General features: G+C 65.6%; 18 protein-coding genes. 10 read left to right on the top strand and 8 right to left on the bottom strand.

Going from position 1 to position 19,559, the window contains the following annotated elements; translation table 11 throughout:
• Nucleotides 1–12: 12 nt before the first annotated feature.
• The 3 genes from cobJ to cobG are packed head-to-tail and all read right to left on the bottom strand — an operon-like array spanning nt 13 to nt 3,285.
• Nucleotides 13–1,500: a precorrin-3B C(17)-methyltransferase gene (cobJ, locus tag ABH922_RS10565; protein WP_424806880.1), complete on the bottom strand. Its 1,488-nt coding sequence runs from the start codon at nt 1,498–1,500 to the stop codon at nt 13–15.
• A complete protein-coding gene (locus ABH922_RS10560; RefSeq protein ID WP_424806879.1) occupies nt 1,497–2,123 on the bottom strand; it encodes a precorrin-8X methylmutase in 627 nt (208 codons plus the stop codon). The genes cobJ and ABH922_RS10560 overlap by 4 nt, the downstream gene beginning before the upstream one ends.
• Nucleotides 2,124–2,142: 19 nt before the next feature.
• Nucleotides 2,143–3,285 carry a precorrin-3B synthase gene (gene cobG / locus ABH922_RS10555; protein WP_424806878.1) on the bottom strand — a complete coding sequence of 381 codons (1,143 nt, stop codon included), beginning with the start codon at nt 3,283–3,285 and terminating at the stop codon, nt 2,143–2,145.
• Nucleotides 3,286–3,508: 223 nt separating this feature from the next.
• On the opposite strand from cobG, the gene cobN reads away from it, so the two are divergent.
• Entirely contained in the window at nt 3,509–7,129 is a 3,621-nt protein-coding gene (gene cobN / locus ABH922_RS10550; RefSeq protein WP_424806877.1) for a cobaltochelatase subunit CobN, read from the top strand.
• A 4-nt stretch (nt 7,130–7,133) separates the two neighbouring features.
• Here the strand turns inward: cobN and ABH922_RS10545 are convergent, their stop codons facing one another.
• On the bottom strand, nt 7,134–7,670 hold the full coding sequence (locus ABH922_RS10545) for a DUF2716 domain-containing protein (protein WP_424806876.1): 537 nt from the start codon (nt 7,668–7,670) through the stop codon (nt 7,134–7,136).
• A 178-nt stretch (nt 7,671–7,848) separates the two neighbouring features.
• Between ABH922_RS10545 and ABH922_RS10540 the strand changes: the two genes are divergently transcribed.
• From ABH922_RS10540 to ABH922_RS10520, 5 genes are all read left to right on the top strand, one after another.
• Nucleotides 7,849–8,367: a VOC family protein gene (locus ABH922_RS10540; protein ID WP_424806875.1), complete on the top strand. Its 519-nt coding sequence runs from the start codon at nt 7,849–7,851 to the stop codon at nt 8,365–8,367.
• Entirely contained in the window at nt 8,364–9,416 is a 1,053-nt protein-coding gene (locus ABH922_RS10535; protein WP_424806874.1) for an NAD(P)/FAD-dependent oxidoreductase, read from the top strand. Before ABH922_RS10540 ends, ABH922_RS10535 begins: the two co-directional genes overlap by 4 nt.
• A 370-nt stretch (nt 9,417–9,786) precedes the next feature.
• Nucleotides 9,787–11,334, top strand: a complete 1,548-nt coding sequence (locus ABH922_RS10530) for a glycoside hydrolase family 71 protein (RefSeq protein ID WP_424806873.1) — start codon at nt 9,787–9,789, stop codon at nt 11,332–11,334.
• A 572-nt stretch (nt 11,335–11,906) separates the two neighbouring features.
• The gene (locus ABH922_RS10525; RefSeq protein WP_424806872.1) at nt 11,907–12,209 is read left to right on the top strand and encodes a hypothetical protein; all 303 of its coding nucleotides are present in this window, start codon (nt 11,907–11,909) and stop codon (nt 12,207–12,209) included.
• Nucleotides 12,210–12,455: 246 nt separating this feature from the next.
• Nucleotides 12,456–12,653 carry a hypothetical protein gene (locus ABH922_RS10520; RefSeq protein ID WP_424806871.1) on the top strand — a complete coding sequence of 66 codons (198 nt, stop codon included), beginning with the start codon at nt 12,456–12,458 and terminating at the stop codon, nt 12,651–12,653.
• A gap of 20 nt (nt 12,654–12,673) precedes the next feature.
• Here ABH922_RS10520 and ABH922_RS10515 read toward each other — a convergent pair whose 3' ends face one another.
• Nucleotides 12,674–14,314, bottom strand: a complete 1,641-nt coding sequence (locus tag ABH922_RS10515; RefSeq protein ID WP_424806870.1) for a GMC oxidoreductase — start codon at nt 14,312–14,314, stop codon at nt 12,674–12,676.
• Between the two features lie 239 nt (nt 14,315–14,553).
• On the opposite strand from ABH922_RS10515, the gene ABH922_RS10510 reads away from it, so the two are divergent.
• On the top strand, nt 14,554–14,934 hold the full coding sequence (locus ABH922_RS10510; protein WP_424806869.1) for a PPOX class F420-dependent oxidoreductase: 381 nt from the start codon (nt 14,554–14,556) through the stop codon (nt 14,932–14,934).
• Between the two features lie 493 nt (nt 14,935–15,427).
• On the opposite strand, the gene ABH922_RS10505 is transcribed toward ABH922_RS10510, so the two are convergent.
• Both ABH922_RS10505 and ABH922_RS10500 read right to left on the bottom strand, forming a co-directional pair.
• Complete coding sequence (locus ABH922_RS10505) at nt 15,428–16,096, bottom strand: MFS transporter (RefSeq protein ID WP_424806868.1); 669 nt, start codon at nt 16,094–16,096, stop codon at nt 15,428–15,430.
• Nucleotides 16,050–16,613 carry an MFS transporter gene (locus ABH922_RS10500; protein ID WP_424806867.1) on the bottom strand — a complete coding sequence of 188 codons (564 nt, stop codon included), beginning with the start codon at nt 16,611–16,613 and terminating at the stop codon, nt 16,050–16,052. The genes ABH922_RS10505 and ABH922_RS10500 overlap by 47 nt, the downstream gene beginning before the upstream one ends.
• Nucleotides 16,614–16,725: 112 nt before the next feature.
• Here ABH922_RS10500 and ABH922_RS10495 point away from each other — a divergent pair, with 112 nt between their 5' ends.
• Nucleotides 16,726–17,394 carry a LysR family transcriptional regulator gene (locus ABH922_RS10495; RefSeq protein WP_424806866.1) on the top strand — a complete coding sequence of 223 codons (669 nt, stop codon included), beginning with the start codon at nt 16,726–16,728 and terminating at the stop codon, nt 17,392–17,394.
• Nucleotides 17,391–17,588, top strand: a complete 198-nt coding sequence (locus tag ABH922_RS10490) for a hypothetical protein (RefSeq protein ID WP_424806865.1) — start codon at nt 17,391–17,393, stop codon at nt 17,586–17,588. The genes ABH922_RS10495 and ABH922_RS10490 overlap by 4 nt, the downstream gene beginning before the upstream one ends.
• On the opposite strand, the gene ABH922_RS10485 is transcribed toward ABH922_RS10490, so the two are convergent.
• Complete coding sequence (locus ABH922_RS10485) at nt 17,585–18,286, bottom strand: MerR family transcriptional regulator (RefSeq protein WP_424806864.1); 702 nt, start codon at nt 18,284–18,286, stop codon at nt 17,585–17,587. The genes ABH922_RS10490 and ABH922_RS10485 overlap by 4 nt on opposite strands.
• Nucleotides 18,287–18,397: 111 nt before the next feature.
• Between ABH922_RS10485 and ABH922_RS10480 the strand changes: the two genes are divergently transcribed.
• Nucleotides 18,398–19,558: an erythromycin esterase family protein gene (locus tag ABH922_RS10480; protein WP_424806863.1), complete on the top strand. Its 1,161-nt coding sequence runs from the start codon at nt 18,398–18,400 to the stop codon at nt 19,556–19,558.
• Nucleotide 19,559: the final 1 nt, after the last annotated feature.

Raw genomic sequence — 19,559 nt, 5'->3', positions numbered from 1 at the left:
CGACCGGCCGGTTCAGTCGGGATAACGGCGCGGCGTGAACACTTGTCGGCCCGAGCCTGTTTCCACGACGGTGGTCATCGACGATCCGACGATCAGCAGGGTCCGCATGTCGATCTCGGCCGGTACGAGTTCGGCCAGGGTGACGATGCGAACGGACTCCTCGACCCCCGCCACGTCGCGACCGATGACCACGGGCGTCTCGGGGGAGCGGTGTTCGAGTACCAGATCCTTCATTGCCTGCACCTGCCACGTCCGGGACTTCGACGCCGGGTTGTAGACGGCAAATGCCATGTCCGCCGCCGCAACTGCGGTGATGCGGCGAGCGACGACGTCCCACGGCTTGAGTCGATCGGAGAGCGAGAGCACAGCATAGTCGTGTCCCAAGGGCGCGCCGACGCGGCTGGCGACGGCGTTGGCAGCGGTCATACCGGGCAGAACCCGGACCGGGACGCCGCGCCACTGGTCTTCGGCGGCGACTTCGAGAACTGCTGCGGCCATGGCGAACACGCCCGGATCACCGGAAGAGACGACGGCGACGCGGGCACCGTTCTTCGCGAGATCGAGTGCCATCGCGGCGCGTTCGGCCTCGACGCGGTTGTCGCTCGAGTGGCGGCGCTGGCCGGGGCGCGTCGGCACGCGGTCGACGTACGGTCCGTAGCCGACCAGATCGGTTGCCAGGGACAGTTCACGCGCCACCTCGGGCGTGGTCCAGGCCGTATCGCCCGGTCCGAGACCCACCACGACCACTTCGCCGGCCGATTCCCGGCGGGCGTCGGGATTGTTCGACGGGCTGGGCACGATCGCGATGGAGAAGTACGGCACCCCGCTCGGGTCGACGTCGGCGGCGGTCTCGACGCGCTGGCGCGTCGTGCTGGCGCGTTCGACGTAATGCGCTTCACCGAGACGGTCGGCGTCCTCGAGGGAACGTAACACCGGCGGAAAGGTGCGCCCGAGTTTCAAGATCGCGGCGGCGTCGGTGTCCTTCAATCGTCGGGTCAGCTCGGCCTGCGGCAGCGTGCCGGGAAGAATGGTCAGGATTTCGTCGCCCTCGACGAGCGGCTTCGCGAGCGCGGCCGAGGCGGCGCTGACGGAGGTGACACCGGGGATCACCTCGGCGTCGAAGCGGTCGGCGAGGCGTTTGTGCATGTGCATGTAGGAGCTGTAGAACAGCGGATCACCGGCCGCGAGCAGCGCCACCGAGCGTCCCGCTGCCAGGTGCACCGCCAGGCGCTGCGCGGCAGCTTCGTAGAACTCGTCCATCGCGCCCTGGTAGCCACCGGGGTGCTCGATTGTTTCGGTGGTGACCGGGTAGACGAGGTGCTCCTCGATCTGCCCTTCACGCAGGTACGGCGCGGCCACTGCGCGGGAGATGCTCTTGCCGTGCCGGGCGGAGTGGAAGGCGACCACGTCGGCTTCGCCGATGACACGGGCCGCTTTGACGGTCACCAGTTCCGGATCACCCGGTCCGATGCCGACACCCCAGAGTTTGCCGGTGCTCATTCGGTTTCACTCGCGATCGCATTGACGACGGCCGCGGTGATCGCGCTGCCGCCGCGCCGGCCTCGCAGCACCAGATACTCTATACCGCTTGCATGTTCGATGAGAGCCTCCTTGGATTCGGCGGAGCCGATGAACCCGACCGGGCCGCCGACGATCGCCGCGGGGCGAGGCGCGCCCGCCTCGATCAAGTTCAGCAGGTGGAACAGTGCCGTGGGGGCATTGCCGATCGCCACGACCGCGCCTTCGAGCTTCGGTCCCCACAGTTCGAGGGCGGCCGCCGAGCGCGTGTTCTCGATCGTCGATGCCAACACCGGTACTCGCGGATCGCCGAGGGTGCAGACGACGTCGTTGCCTGCGGGCAGGCGCTTACGGGTGATGCCCGCGGCCACCATCGTGGCGTCGCAGAAGATCGGCGCGCCGTTGCGCAACGCCGTGCGGGCAGTGCTGACGACTCCGGGAGTGAAGGCGATGTCGTCGACCAGATCCACCTGTCCGCTGGCGTGAATCATGCGCACCACGGCTTGGGAGACATCCGCCGGAAAACGGCTCAGGTCGGCTTCGGCCCTAATGGTGGCAAAGGACTGGCGATAGATTTCCGCACCGTCACGGATGTAGTCGATCATGTGCCACACGATAGAGGCTTCACCGATCTGCCTGATTCACCCGGTAACCGTCACCGGTCGCAACCACGTCGGCTACGTCCCCGCGGGGACGGCCGCAACTGCGGTCGCAGCCCGCCCAGTGCTGGCGCCCCACGACGGGCAGTTCCGACTGCTCGACGGCGGTGATCGCGTCGGCGCGGACGTCGGCGAGGGACTTCGCGCAGCCGGGGCTGCCGGTGCAGGCGGTGACCTCGAGCCAGGGGGAGTTCTCGTCGAAGATCAGGCCCATCGGCGCGAGCACCCGCACCACCTGCTCGGCCGCCCATTCCTCGAGGTCGAAGATGTGCAGCGATCGCCACGGCGTCACGACGACGGGTTTGTCGACCGCGGCGAGGAACTCGGCCAGGCGCGCATCGAGAAGCCCGAACTGCAGGCCGCCGCCGAGCGCGACACTGCCGTCGTGTTGGGTCAACCAGCCGATGGCCGGTCGCGATTCGGCGGACAGCTGCGCCGGCCCCGCGCTTTCCGCGTCGAGGCCGAGCCGCTCGAGGGTGCGGGGGATCGCGTCCGGGATCTCGTGCAGACGCCAGTGCCGATCACGCAGGTCCAGGAAGGCGTGGGCGGCGCCGAGGATCAACTCGACGGCGTCGTCGGCGTGAACGCGGTGGGTGGTGCGGTGACCGGCCAATACCAGCGTGTGCTCGGTGTCCGAATGGGCGTGAAGGCCGAAGTCGCCGTGCAGGCCGCTGATGTCGCCGCGGCCGTCGTCGAGAGTGAACAGGGTCCGGCCGGGCAGATTCGCCAGCGCGGCGTCAGCCTGCAATGCGGCGTCGAGACTGCCGACCACCTCGCGCAGATCCGCGACACCCCCGATCCGGCCCGTCAGCGGCGAGGCGAGGATGTTGCGTACCCGCTCGTGCGTTGCCGACGGCAGCAGTCCGACCGCCGCGATACGCTCGGCGAACGCCCCGGGGTCGGACACCGCACGCAGTTGAACGTTCCCGCGTGAAGTCAGCTCGATCTGCCCGTTACCCAGATCGCGGGCCGCATCGGCGAGGACCTGCAACTGGGCGGCGGTGAGCAGCCCGCCGGGCAGGCGCACCCGCGCCAGCGCGCCATCGGCGGCCTGGTGGACATGCAGTGCACCCGGGCACGCGTCTGGCTGGGAACGGTCCTTGGGCATGGGTCAAGGGTACGACCCGTCCGATCCGGCCTCCCCGGACCGGTAGCATCACCACCACCAGTGACGGCAGTTGAGGAAACCGGTGCGAACCCGGTGCGGTCGCGCCACTGTGAGTGAGCTCGGGCGGATATGTTTCCGCCTGGAAACACGAGTCAGACCCTCGAACTGCCGTCGATGAACAGCTCTGTGCCACGGGGCGCGAAACCCCAGGAAGGCTTCACCCGTGATTCTTCTGCTCTCCACGTCCGATACCGATCTGCTGAGCGCTCGCGCCAGTGCGGAGGCCGGCGACGGCGTCTCCTACCGCTGGGCGAACCCCTCGCGGCTGCTCGTCTCGGAAGATCTGCCACCCCTTCTCGACGGTGTCGATCTGGTGATCGTCCGCATCCTCGGCAGTCGCCGCTCCTGGGAAGAGGGCCTGGACATGGTCCTCGCCTCCGGACTTCCCGTCGTCGTCCTCGGCGGCGAGCACGCCCCGGACGCCGACCTCATGGAATGCTCCACGGTGACCGCCGGTGTCGCGGCGGAGGCGCACAACTACCTCGCCGAGGGTGGTACCGCGAACCTGGTGCAGTTGCACCATTTCCTTTCCGACACGGTCCTGCTCACCGGTCACGGCTTCGAGCCGCCGGTACGGTTGCCCGCGTGGGGTGTCGCCGACTTCGCACCCGAGATCGCCGAGAACTCCGGACCCGTCATCGCCGTGCTCTACTACCGAGCGCAACACCTGGCCGGGAACACCCGGTACATCCAGGCGCTCTGCGAGGCGATCTCCGACGCCGGCGGTACCGCGCTTCCGATCTACTGCGCGTCGCTGCGTACCGCGGAAGCCGAACTGCTCACGACGCTGCGGCGCGCCGACGCCATGGTCGTGACGGTACTCGCCGCGGGCGGCACCAAGCCCGCGACCGCATCCGCGGGCGGCGACGACGAAGCGTGGGACGTGGCCGCGCTCGCCGCTCTGGACGTGCCGATCCTGCAGGGTCTGTGCCTGACCAGCAGCCGCGCCACCTGGGACTCCAACGACGACGGACTTTCCCCCCTGGACGTCGCGACGCAGGTCGCCGTGCCGGAGTTCGACGGCCGCATCATCACGGTTCCGTTCTCGTTCAAGGAAATCGACGCGGACGGGCTCTCCACGTACACCCCCGACCTCGAGCGCGCCGCCCGTGTCGCCGGGATCGCGGTGCGACACGGCAAGCTGCGCCACATCCCGACCACCGAGCGCCGGATCGCGCTGATGCTCTCGGCGTACCCCACCAAGCACGCCCGCATCGGTAACGCCGTCGGCCTCGACACTCCCGCGAGCGCCATCGACCTGCTGACTGAAATGCGCAGCGCTGGTTACGATCTCGGACCTGTCGATGGACCGGATGCGGTTCCCGGCTTGGCGGCCAAGGACGGCGATGCCCTGATACACGCCCTGATCGCCGCCGGTGGGCAGGATCCGGACTGGCTCACCGCCGAACAACTCGAGGGTAACCCGATCCGTATTTCGGCATCGAAATACCGCGAATGGTTCGACACCCTGCCCGAGGACCTGCGCACCGGCGTCGAAGAGCACTGGGGCAGCGCGCCCGGCGATCTCTACGTAGACCGAAGCCAGGACCCCGACGGCGAAATCGTCATCGCTGCACTGCGATTCAACAACATCGTGCTCATGGTGCAGCCGCCCCGAGGATTCGGTGAACGCCCCGTCGCGATCTACCACGACCCGGATCTGCCGCCGAGCCACCACTACCTCGCCGCGTACCGCTGGATCGCGGCCACCGAAGAGAACGGGGGATTCGGCGCCGACGCCGTCGTACACCTCGGCAAGCACGGCAACCTCGAATGGCTACCGGGTAAGACCGTCGGCATGTCCAGTACCTGCGGCACCGACGCCGCTCTCGGCGATCTGCCGCTGATCTACCCGTTCCTGGTCAACGATCCGGGCGAGGGCACCCAGGCCAAGCGCCGCGCGCACGCCACGCTCGTCGATCACCTGATCCCGCCGATGGCACGCGCCGAAAGCTACGGCGACATCTCGCGCCTCGAGCAGCTTCTCGACGAGCACGCCAACATCTCCGCCCTCGACCCGGCGAAGCTCCCGGCGATTCGTCAGCAGATCTGGACGCTGATGCGGGCGGCCAAGATGGATCACGACCTCGGGCTCGCCGAGCGCCCCGACGAAGACGTGTTCGACGACATGCTCCTGCACGTCGACGGCTGGCTGTGCGAGATCAAGGACGTCCAGATCCGTGACGGCCTGCACATCCTCGGTCGTGCCCCCGAAGGCGACGCGGAAATCGAACTGGTCCTGGCGATGCTGCGGGCCCGCCAGATGTGGGGCGGCGAGCAGAGCGTGCCCGGCCTGCGCGAGGCACTCGGGCTCAGCGAAGACGGCGACGAATCACGCAACCGTGTCGACGACGTCGAGGAGAAGGCACACGCACTGGTCCGCGCCATGTACGACGCCGACTGGAACCCCGCTGCCGCCGACACTCTCAGCGACGACGAGACCGTCGTGAAGATCCTGCAGTTCGCCGCCACCGAGGTCGTTCCGCGCCTGCGGCAGACGGACAACGAGATCAAGCAGATCCTGCACGCCCTCGACGGCGGTTTCATCGCCGCCGGACCGAGCGGTTCACCACTGCGCGGGCTGATCAACGTCCTTCCGACCGGACGTAACTTCTACTCCGTCGACCCCAAAGCCGTGCCCTCGCGCCTGGCATGGGAGACCGGTCAGGCCATGGCCGAATCCCTCGCCGCCCGCTACCTCGCCGATCACGGCGAATACCCGCGCTCGGTGGGTCTGTCGGTGTGGGGCACCGCCGCCATGCGAACCTCCGGCGACGACATCGCCGAAGTATTCGCACTCCTCGGCGTGCGACCCGTCTGGGACGAGGCCAGCCGCCGCGTCGTCAACCTCGAGGTGATCGACCTCGAGGAACTCGGCCGCCCCCGCATCGACGTCACCGTCCGCATCTCCGGATTCTTCCGCGACGCGTTCCCGCACGTTCTCGCGCTACTCGACGACGCCGTGCAACTCGTCGCCGCCCTGGACGAGACGGACGAGCAGAACTACGTCCGCGCGCACGCGCAGGCGGACATCGCCGAACACGGAGACCAGCGCCGCGCGACCACCCGCATCTTCGGCTCCAAACCCGGAACCTACGGCGCCGGACTGCTACAGCTGATCGATTCCAAGTCGTGGCGCGGCGACGACGACCTCGCCGAGGTGTACACCAACTGGGGCGGTTTCGCGTACGGGCGTGGCCTCGACGGCATCCCGGCCGCCGACGACATGCGCAGCGCCTACCGCCGAATCAACGTGGCCGCCAAGAACACCGACACCCGCGAGCACGACATCGCCGACTCCGACGACTACTTCCAGTACCACGGCGGCATGGTCGCCACCGTGCGCGCACTGACCGGTAAGTCGCCCGAGGCGTACATCGGTGACAGCACACGTCCCGAATCTGTTCGCACCCGCACACTGTCGGAAGAAACCGCGCGCGTGTTCCGGGCCCGCGTCGTCAACCCGCGCTGGCTCGACGCGATGCGCCGTCACGGCTACAAGGGTGCCTTCGAAATGGCGGCCACCGTCGACTACCTCTTCGGCTACGACGCCACCACCAACGTCGTCGCAGACTGGATGTACGAAAAGCTCGCCGAAACCTACGTCCTGGACGAGCAGAACCAGAAATTCATGACGCAATCCAATCCGTGGGCACTGCACGGTATCGCCGAACGTCTCCTCGAGGCCGCCGAACGCAACATGTGGGAGCACCCCGAGCAGAAAACCCTCGACGGGTTGCGTCAGGTGTATCTCGAGACCGAAGGCGAACTCGAAGGGGAGTAGCGGATCAGGGAACTGGTTGCCCGTCGACGCGTACGACGGGCAACCAGCTCGCCAAGGTTCGGCCGAGCGAACTGATCAGCCGTTCTCCGAAGACACACAGCGTGTGTTCCCAGGGGTGGCCGAACGTTCCTTCGCCGAGGTCTTCTCGTAGGAAGATGTAGTAGTCGCCGTCCGGGTAGACCGGGACCCGCCACCGGGCATCGGCAGCAGCCGCATGTTCGGCGGCGTCGAACCGGTAGCCGGGGTGCTGCCAGTCGAGCACGACGAACGTCGGGTCGTCGGCGAACTGCGTCACGAAACAACGTAGGGCTTCGGCGTTGACGGCGTCGAACCTGGCGAAGACCTCACCCGCCGTCAGGCCGGAAGCGCGCAGGTCGAACGTCAACGACGGTACGGGTTCGGTGATCGCCGGCCACAGTGATGCATCGAGTCCCGGCCGAAATCCGAATCTGTCGACGAATTCGTCCCAGTACCTGCGATTCTCGGTCAGCTCCGACCAGCCCGCGGACAGCGGGGTTCCGAAATCGTGGGTGTACCTCATGCGAGCTGCGACCTCCGCGCCGTGGAATCGTGTCACGACAGGGCAGATAGTAACCTTCGACTCACGTCACACCCGAATGATCGCGACGATTCTCGTGGTCGTCGTCGGTGACCGAACGACGACGGGTCGAGTCGTCCTGCATCCCCAGACCTGATCAGCAACCCGGAAGGACATATCGATGACACATCCGGTACGCGGCATCGACCACATCGGCCTGACAGTGCCCGACATCGAGGCGGCAACCACCTTCCTCGTCGACGCACTGCAGGCGACGGTTCTCTACGACACCTACCGCAAAGTTCAACCTCCGCGCGACAGCGAACGGACTCACGAGCGGCTCGGCATCCCCGACGACATGGCACAGCGCGCGATCAGGATGCTCGCCCTCCCGAACGGCCCCGGAATCGAACTCTTCGAGTATCAGGGCCCGGACCAGCGTCCGGCCGCAGTGCCCTCCGACATCGGCCGGCAGCACGTCGGCATCTACGTCGACGACATCGACGAGGCGCTGGCCCGGTTCGAGAGCGCAGGCGGACGGCGTAACTCCGACCCGCAGGACTTGCAGGGCGCCGAGGGGGGAGCAGGTAACCGCTTCGTCTACGCACGGACGCCATGGGGATCGACGATCGAGCTGATCACCTATCCGACACCGCAGCCGTACCGCCACACCGCGCCGCGAGCCAAGTGGCAGGCGTGAACGATCACGACGACACGTCGATACTCGTGGTCGGCGCCGGAATCGTCGGTGCGTCGATCGCCTACCGTCTCGCTCGTGCCGGTCACCGGGTCACCGTGGTGGAACGGGACGGCGCCGCCGCCGGGGTCACGGGTGACTCGTTCGCGTGGATCGGCCTGGCGAAGAGCGCCGCCGACGTGTATTCGCAGACGCTTCGACGAACCGCCGCCGACGAGTTCAGCCGTCTCGAGAGCGAACTCGCGGGAACCTTCGACATTCACCGCTTCGACATTCACCGCGGCGGCGCGATCACCTGGGAAGCGACCGAGACCGAGACACGACGGTTCGTCGACACCCATCGCGCGCTGGGTCATCCGATCGAACTCCTGACCGGCCGCGAAGTACTGGTGCGCGAGCCGGGACTGCGCGCGGTACCAGCGGTGGCCGCCTACGCGCCGGGAGACGGCGGCGTGGACCCGGTGGCGTTCACCCGAGCGTTGCTCCACAGTGCCGAAAAATTCGGTGCAACAGTTCATTTCGGCAGTACAGTGCAGTCGTTGATCACCGACGGGGCGCGAGTGTGCGGTGTCGCGACCTCCGACGGACCGATCTCGGCGTCGACGACGGTACTTGCCGCCGGTACCGCGATCCCGGCGCTCGCGACGTCGTCCGGAGCGGTCGCCGAGGTGGATGCGTCACCGTGTTGCCTGATCCGATATTCGACGCCCCGTCCATTGGTGAACGGAATCCTGTCCACCCCGGATTTCGAGGTCCGGCAAGGGGACGACACGACATTGATCGCCGCCGAAGACGTTCCCGCCGGGTTCACGGGCGATCCGCGTGCACTCGCAATACCGACCACCGACGCGATCCGCAGGCTCCTGGTCGGCGGTGAGCAGATTGAACTGATCGACGCAGTGGTGGCCGATCGTCCCGTCCCGCGCGATGGTCGTCCACTTTTGCGCCATGCGGCGGGCGTTTCAGGTCTGTACCTGGCGGCCGTGCACCCGGCGATCATTCTGGCCGGAGCGATCGGAGCGCAGGTAGCCCACGATCTCACCCGAGTATGAAGAAAAGATTCACCTGATCATTTCTGCCCGTTCATCGATGGCCGAATTCTCACCCCTGGGTCCGATCGAGGGCGGGTGCTGCCCGGACGCGCTTGTGCGCCTGCCTTCCGGATATACCGGTCAATCTAATGAGATTCGGCATAGTGGATTTTTTCGGCAATATTCCATACTTGTCGACATCGCGCCCGAGAACATCCTTGCGCATCGGATGAGAAGATCACGCTCGATACAGCGATGATCACCGACAGCGGTTAACATACGGTGTCTAATCTCGACGTTAATCAGATAGAGGCCGAAAAAAATTGAATCACAGATTCTGTGTATGCGGGGACGATGCGCAATTCGGAAACCCGGGAAGGCCGGCCGTTCCATGAGTATTCGAATTCACCGGCTTCGAAAAGCGGCAAAATACCCTTTCGAGACCTGCTGTCTGACGCTGGCCGTGATCGTCGTGGCCGCACTCGTCGCCGGCTACGACGTGCAACCACGCTCAACGCCCGCATATGCACCAGTCACGTTCTCTGCGAATCCCAACTCCGCAGCACTACCTTTCGACATACCGCCGAAGTCGGCTCTGAACGGAAAGCTGGTTTTCGCCCACTACTTCCCGCCGTATCCGGTATCGATCGACAATGCGAACCCGTCCAGCGATTATTATGCGACGCAGTATCTTACAGTGAACGGTGAGAACAATCAGAATGTTCGCTACGGGGGGTTCCTCCGTGATCGACCGATTCCACGCTCACCCATCGCCGATTCACAGTGGCGTCAACGCGACCTCGAAAACGAAGTTCGTTCGGCGATTGCCGCCGGGATCGACGGATTCTCCGTCGACATCATCGCCAAGGCGTCCGATACCAGTTGGTGGGGTTCTACTGTACCGACGGCCCTGATCAAAGCGGCCGCTTCAGTCGATCCGAATTTCAAAATCATGCTCATGCCCGATATGAACGGCGCGTTCAAAAACATGACTGCAGCTCAAATGGCAGCCGAGATGAAGCCGTACTCGACCATGTCCTCGTCCTTCACATTGAACGACGGACGTCTGGTGATATCGCCATTTCTGGCTGAAAACAAGACTGCAAGCTGGTGGTCGGAATTCATCACCGTCATGAAGAATACCTACCGGATAAATGTGGCATTTGTTCCAGTTTTCCTCGACGCCGCTGCCAACCGGAACGCATTCGCCTCGATCAGCTACGGGATGTCGAATTGGGGTAATCGAAATCCGGCGGCAAATCCGCTCTCGACCTCGAACCCGAACTTCCCGATGGGACTCGCCGCTGCCGCTCGGTCCTTGGGGAAGATCTGGATGCAACCTGTCGCTTTCCAAGATGTGCGTCCGAGCCAGTCGATCTACGACGAAGCACAGAATTCACAGAACCTGCGAAACATGTGGCAGATCGCGATTGCGTCCGACAGTCAATGGGTCCAACTCGTCACCTGGAACGACTACAGCGAGGGCACGTCGTTCGCACCCAGCGCCGGCCACGGACGTGCATTGCTCGACTTGAATTCCTACGGGTTGTACACCTTCCGTACCGGCACTTCCCCTACGATCGTTCGCGATACCGCGTATCTGGTCTATCGCAATCAGCTGGTCTCCGCGGTGCCTGTCAATCGTTCGGCCGCCCCGATGAAGCTGCGCCCGTCATCCTCTCCGGCAAGGGATACCGTCGAGGTTCTCACGTTCTTGACCGCGCCCGCAGTGGTCAAGGTGATAGTAGGAACGACAACTGTCACCTGTAATGCTCCGGCCGGGATGAGTAGCTGCATCGCACCTTCGAAGATCGGTACTGTCAAAGCCAGCGTCGTTCGGGGTACGGCGGAAGTGGCGAGGGTAAGTTCACATACACCGGTGACGGCCACCCCGTACAACCAGAATATGGAGTACCTGGTCGATTCCAGTAGAAGATAACGGACCTTCTCGATAGCTGAAGCCTTTCGGTTGCGTGGCGCTTCGAGGACGGCGACGCCCGATCCGACAAGATGTGTCAGATGAGCGGGTCGCCCCGGTCGGTTCGACGCGACTGCCGATTGCCGCCTGAATACGCCGAAGGGTCTGGGCCGGAGAGCCGCCGAGTTGTTCGTCCAACCGGCGGCGATTGTGTAGATCGGCATCGAACCGTGCGCCGAGCATGCTTCGTATCCCTCGCCATCGCCCCGTGGACGCGGCGGTTTGGTGCGCCAGGGTTCCTCGACCGTCCAGGCGGCGCATTCGGCAGTGAGGGCGCCACTGCTGCGGGCTCAGCGCGCCGAGATCGCAGACCCGCTGATCGCAGACCCGCTGATCGCAGACCCGCTGATCGCAGACCATTGTCGGTCCTTGCTCCACTCCGTCGCTGCCTCGATTCGGTAGGGCTTCGACGATCCGGCCGAAAGTATCGTCCCAATCGTCAACCCCGAACAATTGACCACGCCAGATTCCGGGACGAGTCGCAGGTGTGCGATCCCGGGTCAGCCCACGACGTCATCGGTACGCTCGTGGACATGGACATGGACATGGGCAGGGACCTGTTACTGCTGTTCATTGTCATCGGCCCGGTGACGGTGCTCGGGTGGGCGGCCCTTCGAGCGAAGCACCGTGGGCTGGGGGGCTCGCTCGTCGGGCCGTTTCAGGAGATGTTCGATCCCGGTGCGGCGCGAGCGCAAACTGTCATCGAGCAGATGGCGGAATTGCCGGATCCTGCCGACTCCGGCGACCCGGATAACGACGAGGACATGCCCTACACAGTGGAGTACCAAGGTATTCGGCTCCGCGTCCACCCTGGCAAGGCCCGCGTCAAGCTCTGATTAGGATCGGCGTACTCGGTGCAGCAGGCCGAGGCGACGTCCGCTCGGTCTCGACCCCGCACGGATCGACGATCTGAACTCGATATCGACCGGACGTATCCGGACCTCGCGGCGACGCCTTGATCGCAGCCTGTCACGACGCGATCGTACCGCGCTCGATCACGACACTGCCGGTCGTGACGTGGTCGCCGATGCCCGATGTGACTTTGCTGGGGGATGCAGCACACCTGATGTCGCCGGTGGGACATGGCGCTATTCGACGGCGTTGCGCTCGGTCTCGCGCCGGCCGCACGTCCGGGCGACATTCCTGCTGCCGTCGCCGACTACGAACATGAGATGTTCGAACGCGCCGACGCTGCCTCCCGTGAGTCCGCACAGATGCAGGAAACCCCTGCGGCCCCGGGCGCTGCCCGGAGAATTCTCGCCTTCTTCACACGCACTTGACCCGCCGAACAATCGGCTGGTCAGCGCCCCGACTTGACGATTTCCGCGATGTTCCGCTCCGCGAGCGCGGTGATGGTCAGGGAAGGGTTGACGGTTCCGGTACTGCCGGGGATCGCCGCGCCGTCCATGACGTACAGACCGTCGTAGCCTTTGACACGTCCGTAGCCGTCGGTCGCCCTACCCAGCACTGCGCCGCCGAGAGGGTGCGCGGTGAAAGACGAGTTGACGTCTTTCGCGAAGGGCAGCGCCGACGGGAGTGTGGTGCCCGCGAAGGACATCTTGTTCTGCACCGCGCGCAGCGCCTCGACGGTGGCGTCGTTGCCGTGCTCCGGCCAGTTGAGGACGACGCGATCGGAATTGGCGTCGTAGCTGAACTCGGCGCGCTGCGGATCCAGTGTCATACCGAGGGTGCCGAGCATCCCTATGTTGACGGGAAGTCCTGGTACGTACCAGTTTTCGAGAGACAACGGCATACCGGACTCGTCGACGATCCGTGATGCGGACGGCGCTGCCTGCTGCATGCCGTCGCTGAATCCGAAGGAGCGCACCATGCCGCCGTCGCCGTTGGTACCCCAACCTGCTCCGATGTGCTCGTTGAGGTCGGGGAGGGCGCCGGTGGCGCGGGCGCGCACCAGCAACTCCGACGTGCCGATCGATCCTGCTCCGAGGAACAGTCGGTCACAGGTAAGTGTGGTACGGCTCAGCACTGCGCCGGTGGGGTCGGTGGATTCCACGTCGACGGTGTAGCGACCGTTCTTCTCGCGACCGATCCGCGTGACCTCGTGCCCGAAGCAGACGGTGGCGCGGCCGGTGGCTTCGGCTGCGGGGATGTAGTTCTGGGTGAGGTCGAATTTCGCGCCGTTGGAGTTGCCCATGTTGCTGTCGCCGACAGTGGCCGACGGTCTGCTGCCGCCGGCGAGTTCGGAGCGGACGACGTCCCAGTTCCAGATTCCGTCGATAGGCTGCGGGGAGTAGCCGGCCAGGCGGGCGTCCTGATCCCAGCGGCGTGAGTGACCGAAGTTGGGGGCCTGGTAGAGATCGTCGGGGAGCGGGCTCAGACGCAGCATGCGCCGCACCTTCGGGTACCAGGTCGAGGTCATCTCGTCGTAGCTCAGCGAGTTCCCGAACACGGCGTCGAAGAATCGTTTCTCGGGGGCGATCATGACGCCGGTGAACACGATGGACCCGCCGCCCACTGCCGCGCCCCGCCAGACGGAGATGTGGTCGTAGTCGGTGGCGTCGAGCACTCCGCTGAAGTAGTCGCACACGACGGGCAGACCGGTGAGATTGGTGAACGAGGTGCGGCGGTACACGCCCCGCCCGTCGGCGAGCATGTCCGAGGTGTGAATTTCGCGCTGCGGATCGTGTGGCCACCGCAGGCCACGCTCGAGGATCGTGACCTGTGTACCGGACTCCGCCAGCCGCAACGCGGTGGCACTGGCGCCGAATCCGGAGCCGATGACGATGGCCTCCGAATGGGCGCGCGGAACCGGAGACGGCTCGAACAGTTCGGGCACGAGGGAACGGTAGTGATCGACACCGACCGGCAAGGTGCGTTGGGGAGCGGGCGCCGCCGCACTCGGAACAGTCGACAGCACAGGCGCAGCACCTGCTGCCACAACGCCCACCCCGGCGGCTTTCAGAAAGTGACGACGCTGCATGTGAAAGTCGGCTCCTGAACGTCAGTGAACACACGCGTGAGACACTCACGCCCAGTTCGAAGTCAATTTGCGAAACAATAGCTCGAGTTGTGTCGATCACGGAAACCGAGCCGGAAGAAAATGAGACAAACCGTATGTACTGCATATATATGTGATGTGAGCCACCGCCTGACGGTTCACTGACAGTTGCCCTGTTCACGTCGGCGTCAGCTGGACGCCCGGGCACCTATCCTTGACCCGTGAACTCCGACTTCCAGCGTGTGACCGAATCGAAGTACGTCCTCCTCACCACGTTCCGCAAGGACGGAACCCCTGTCGCCACCCCGCTGTGGGCTGCGGTGGACGGTGGGAAGCTGCTCATGTGGACTGTCACGGATTCGTACAAAGTGAAGCGGATCAGGAAGAACACCTCCGTCACCGTCGCCGCCTGTGATGCCCGCGGCAACCCCAAGGGCGAACCGGTCGATGCCACCGCGGAACTTCTCGACGGCCCCGGAACCGAGCATGCCCGCGCCGCGATCGCCCGCCGCTACGGCATCATCGGCTGGATCACCATGAAAGGCAGCCTGATTCGCCGCGGAAAGACCGGTACGATCGGGATTGCGATCTCGGCGGCCTGACTGCCGTCCTTCAGATGAACGTGTAACCGAGTTCGTACGCCGCGGGGGTTGCTTGCGACATACCAGATTCCGTACCTCGATCGACGGCGGCACAGGGAGCATCGCCGCCATTTGTGCGGACTCCCACCCGGCCGCAGCAATGACATCGACGGCGTGGCTGATGTCGTCCTCGGTTCCGGCGCATCCGATCAGCCATGTCGCAATCGACACATATTCACAGTCGACGACCAATGGCTGTTGTGGGGCAGTCGGTATCGCCTGCACGGACAACGGATGCATGTCGGACTCGAGCAACGGGACGATCCGGTCGAGGTGCGGCACCTGGCCGGTGGAGGTGAGCTGGGCGATCGAGCGCGGTGCCGGTGATCTCCTTCAGAGTGTCCTCGAACGGCAGGTCGTCGTGCAGGAAACGGTCCCTGGTGCTGTTGGCTGCTGCATCAGGCATGCCGTAAACCCTTTCGCTGATTTTCATCCGTAAATTGACGACAGCGGGTCAGGTGGCCGCCGGCACGCGTGTCGCGAGCGCAACTCCGGCGATCGCGACGGCCGCCGAGAGCCAGAGCAGCATGGGCAGCCCGGAGTGGTCGATGACGACGCCGCCCACGAAGGCTCCCGACGCGATACTGGCGGTGAAGACGCCGACGTACAGGCCGGTGACCGATTCACGGTGCTCCGGTGCGGTCTGGGCCGTCAAGATCTGCCCGCACACCGACAGTCCGCCGTACGCGGCGCCCCAGAGGGCCGTGGTCAGAGCCGACCCGAGTGTGGTGGTGCCGACGAACTGCACGCCGAGTAACGCGATCCCGATACCACCGGCCAGGACGAGCAAGGTTCGTCGGGCGCTGCGCTGGGCGCCCGCGCCGGACGCGAAATTGCCCGCCACACCGAAGATTCCGTAGACAAGCAGCATGACGGCCAGTTCGGTGGCACCGAATCCGGCGAAGTGTTCCAGCGCAGGCCGCACGTAGGTGTATGCGGCGAAGTGCGCGGTCACCACCAGAACGATCACCGCCAGCCCGATGCGGACAGCGGGGATTCTCAGCAAGACACCGAACCCGCCGCCCGGTTGCGCGGGTCGGGCAGGCAACGGCGCAACGCGAACCGCAGCGCCACCGTCAAGAGCACGCCACCCGCAGCCAGGAGTGCGAAGGCGACGCGCCATCCGACGAGTTCGCCGACCAGAGTCCCCAGCGGTACACCCAGTGCCGAGGCGACGGCCACGCCGCCGATGACGAACGAGACTGCCGTGGCCGCCGACTCCGGCCGGACGAGCTCGGCGCGACCGCAGAAGCGAGCGCCCACACACCGCCCAAGGCGATACCGAGGAGGACGCGGGACCCGGCCAGTGCCGGAAAGTTCTGTGCCAGGGCAGTGATCAGATTCGCCGCCGCCAGCAGTGCCATCGCAGCTGCGAGGACGAGACGACGATCGAGTCGGCCGATGACGCGCACGATCAGCGGGGCCGAGACCGCGGTGACGATACCGGTGATCGCCAGGCTATACCCGACGGTGCCGTCCGACACCTGCAGGCTGTCCGACATCGGCGTCAACACACCGACGGGGAGCATCTCGGAGGTGACGACCAGAAACGTCGAGAGCGCCAGAACGGCGATCGGGCGCCAACGGTTGCATGCCGATGCCGTCTCCGATGCCGCTTCCGCGCCATGTGTTTCGTTCATCAGTCGAGTCAACTGGGCCTGTGGTGGGGGAACAACACCGATCAGGTCATCGATCAATAAGCTCAGCTCATGGATTCGCGTCGACGCGGCGCGGCGGACGAAAGGACGTGGCGTGCCGGAATTGCCGATCCGCGAAATCGAATGCCTCCTGGTGCTGGCGGACGAGCTCCATTTCGGGCGGACCGCCGAGAGGTTGTACCTCTCGCAGAGTCGGGCCAGTCAACTCGTCGCCGCGCTCGAACACAAGATCGGCACCACACTGGTCTACCGCACCAGTCGCACCGTGGCGCTCACGGAATTCGGGGAATCGTTCGTCCGGCGCCTGCGTCCACGCTACGCGGACCTTCTCGGCGTGGTTGCCGACGCCACCGCGCAGGCGGCGCGATGCGAGCAGACAGTCCTGCGCATCGGATTCCAGGGCACAGTGTACGAACCCGTCGCCGTGGCGTTCAGCGCGTTCACCACCGAATATCCGAACATCTCCTTCGTGTGGGAAGAAGTTCCACTCGGTGATCCGTTCAGCGCCGTTCGGCTCGGACGGGTGGACGCGGCGGTGGTGCTGTTGCCTGCGTTCGAACCCGAACTGATCGTCGGAACCGCATTCCCGCCACAGCCGGAGATGTTGGCGTCGGCTCAGAGCACCCCTTCGCGCAGCGCACGTCGATCGCCGGTAACGCCCCGGACTACTGGAAGCACGCCCACACTCCACCCACCACGCCGCAGGGCCGGGCCGTCGCGTCGGCCGCGCAGGTCCCGACCATCCAGGAAGGGCTGTCGATGATCGCGACGGGGCGCCCCGCGATGCTCGTGTGCCTTCCCATCGCCGAACGAAACCAGCGCTCGGACGTTGCCTACGTTCCCGTCGTCGGTCGCCCCGAATCCGCTCTGGGTCTGGTGTGGCGGCGAGACCGGGCGTCGGAGCATCTCGGGCAGTTGGCCAGGATGCCGGCGACGGAACTTCTGGCGAGCCGCTAGCACGCCGCCTGGTCGAGTTGGGTGAGGTAGGCGTCGAATTGTGCTGCGCCCGAAAGTAAGTGGCGACTGCGTGTACGCAGACGGCCCTGCCACGAGTTCAGAAAGGTAGCCAGCGCGTCGTGCCCACCCGACGTGTGCAGAACGCCGACGAACCGGGCGACCTGCTGCAGCGGGAAGGAACCACGTCGCAACTGACGTGCAATCTCGGCGTCCCGTACGCAGTCCGGGCCGTATCGGCGGTATCCCGTGACGCCGTCACGTTCGGGACTCAGAATGCCGGCGGACTCCCACGATCGCAGCGTCGCCGCATGCACGCCTATACGGTGCGCGAGTTCACCCACCGTCAATGCCGAACCGCCGATCGGCTCTCGGCCCGCCGAGGACAGCGCGCCGAGAGCGGCCGCGACCTCCCTGTGGGTGCCACGCTCGGTGAGCAATTCGGCGTGTGCCGAGTCGATGAGCCGATACGCGGACTCGATGTCCCCGTCGTTGGTTGCAGCCATGATAGCCGTCGCCTGCTGGTGCCCGTGGCCCTTCCGGAGCGAGAGAAATGCCCGCAACGCCAGTGCGTGCAGCGGCGTGTAGTTCCGGTACCCGAATTCGCTGCGTCCGGTGGGAGGGAAGATGCCCGCGTCGTCGTAGTTTCGGATCGCCTGAGCGGACAATCCGTGTTCGCGAGCCAGATCGATCGGCCGCACCGACCACCTCCTGTGAAGCTTTTCTCGATTATCAGCAGGTCGACGCGTTCAAGTTTCACTCGAATCTTCAACGATACGGTCGACAGCATTCCACGTCACGAAAGGATGTTCATGCCCGCCACCTCGTCACTGCGTGAGATCGGCCGACAATTCGACGACCAGGCCGCGCTGGGCCGCGTCGTCGACGAGCTGATCGCCACACGGTCCGCACCACCGGTTCTGTTCGGTCTCGGTGAACCCACCCACGGGATCGCAGCATTTACGTTGCTGCGCAACGACATTGCCGAACACCTGATCACACGAGGCTACCGATCGGTCGCGCTCGAAACCGATCTGTTCGCCGCAGCCGTGATCGACGACTACGTCACCGGCGGCGCCGGCGACATCGAGACGGTTCTCGCGACCGGGTTCAGCCACGGATTCGGAGCGGTACCGGGCAATCGTGAACTCGTCGATCGACTCCGCACCCACAACGGCGACCTCGCACCGCAGGATCGGATTCACGTCCACGGCTTCGACGCGCCGGTGGAGTACTCCGGCGCGCCGAGCCCCCGCCACACGCTGATCGCGGCCTCCGACTACCTGCCGGTCGAAGCACGACCGGCGACGAGTCTCGAGATCGACGCGTTGCTCGGCAGTGACGCGGACTGGTCGAACCCGGCCGCGATGTTCGACCCGGCCATGTCGGTCGGCGACTCCGATCGGGCGCGAACACTGCGCGTCGTCGCCGACGAATCGGCCGAAGCACTGGCCCGCGCCGCGCCGACGCTCGATTCGGCCGGCTACCGGCATGCCCTCGCCTGCGCACGCACCGCCCAGGGGCTGTTGCGCTATCACGCCGCCATGGCGAGTGCTGGCCCCGACCGGATCGCAGACCTGCTGCGCGTGCGCGCGGAGATGATGGCCGAGAACCTGCTGGCGATCGCCGAGCGGGGCAAGAGCCTGGTGTTCGCGCACAACGCCCACCTGACACGTACGCAGGGGAGCGCAGGCGCACTGGTCGGGCGCGCTCTCGGTGAGCGATACCTGTTCCTCGCCTCCGACGCCGACCCGCACGCCATGACGGGCACGTTCCAACGGCTGTTGGCAAACGCGACCGATCGGCGCGCCCTCTTCCCGGCCCCTGAACTGTCCGCAGCACTCGACCCGTCCGTCGCTGCCGGTGAACCGATGGTGCGCGGCCACATCCCGCTCACCCCGGCAGAGGTGGACGGCGCCGACGCCGTCGTCTTCCTCGCCGACACCGACGGACGGCAACATCGGTACTGGTAGC

Source organism: Rhodococcus sp. 27YEA15, assembly GCF_049739425.1.
Taxonomy (GTDB): domain Bacteria; phylum Actinomycetota; class Actinomycetes; order Mycobacteriales; family Mycobacteriaceae; genus Rhodococcus_F.
This window is presented reverse-complemented; position numbering and strand designations above follow the sequence as displayed.

Coding starts and splice junctions, on each gene's coding strand:
- cobJ (WP_424806880.1), bottom strand. CDS start 1,500: ATGAGCACCGGCAAACTCTGGGGTGTCGGCATCGGACCGGGTGATCCG.
- ABH922_RS10560 (WP_424806879.1), bottom strand. CDS start 2,123: ATGATCGACTACATCCGTGACGGTGCGGAAATCTATCGCCAGTCCTTT.
- cobG (WP_424806878.1), bottom strand. CDS start 3,285: ATGCCCAAGGACCGTTCCCAGCCAGACGCGTGCCCGGGTGCACTGCAT.
- ABH922_RS10545 (WP_424806876.1), bottom strand. CDS start 7,670: ATGAGGTACACCCACGATTTCGGAACCCCGCTGTCCGCGGGCTGGTCG.
- ABH922_RS10540 (WP_424806875.1), top strand. CDS start 7,849: ATGACACATCCGGTACGCGGCATCGACCACATCGGCCTGACAGTGCCC.
- ABH922_RS10530 (WP_424806873.1), top strand. CDS start 9,787: ATGAGTATTCGAATTCACCGGCTTCGAAAAGCGGCAAAATACCCTTTC.
- ABH922_RS10525 (WP_424806872.1), top strand. CDS start 11,907: ATGGACATGGACATGGGCAGGGACCTGTTACTGCTGTTCATTGTCATC.
- ABH922_RS10520 (WP_424806871.1), top strand. CDS start 12,456: ATGGCGCTATTCGACGGCGTTGCGCTCGGTCTCGCGCCGGCCGCACGT.
- ABH922_RS10515 (WP_424806870.1), bottom strand. CDS start 14,314: ATGCAGCGTCGTCACTTTCTGAAAGCCGCCGGGGTGGGCGTTGTGGCA.
- ABH922_RS10505 (WP_424806868.1), bottom strand. CDS start 16,096: ATGGCGCGTCGCCTTCGCACTCCTGGCTGCGGGTGGCGTGCTCTTGAC.
- ABH922_RS10500 (WP_424806867.1), bottom strand. CDS start 16,613: ATGAACGAAACACATGGCGCGGAAGCGGCATCGGAGACGGCATCGGCA.
- ABH922_RS10490 (WP_424806865.1), top strand. CDS start 17,391: ATGATCGCGACGGGGCGCCCCGCGATGCTCGTGTGCCTTCCCATCGCC.
- ABH922_RS10480 (WP_424806863.1), top strand. CDS start 18,398: ATGCCCGCCACCTCGTCACTGCGTGAGATCGGCCGACAATTCGACGAC.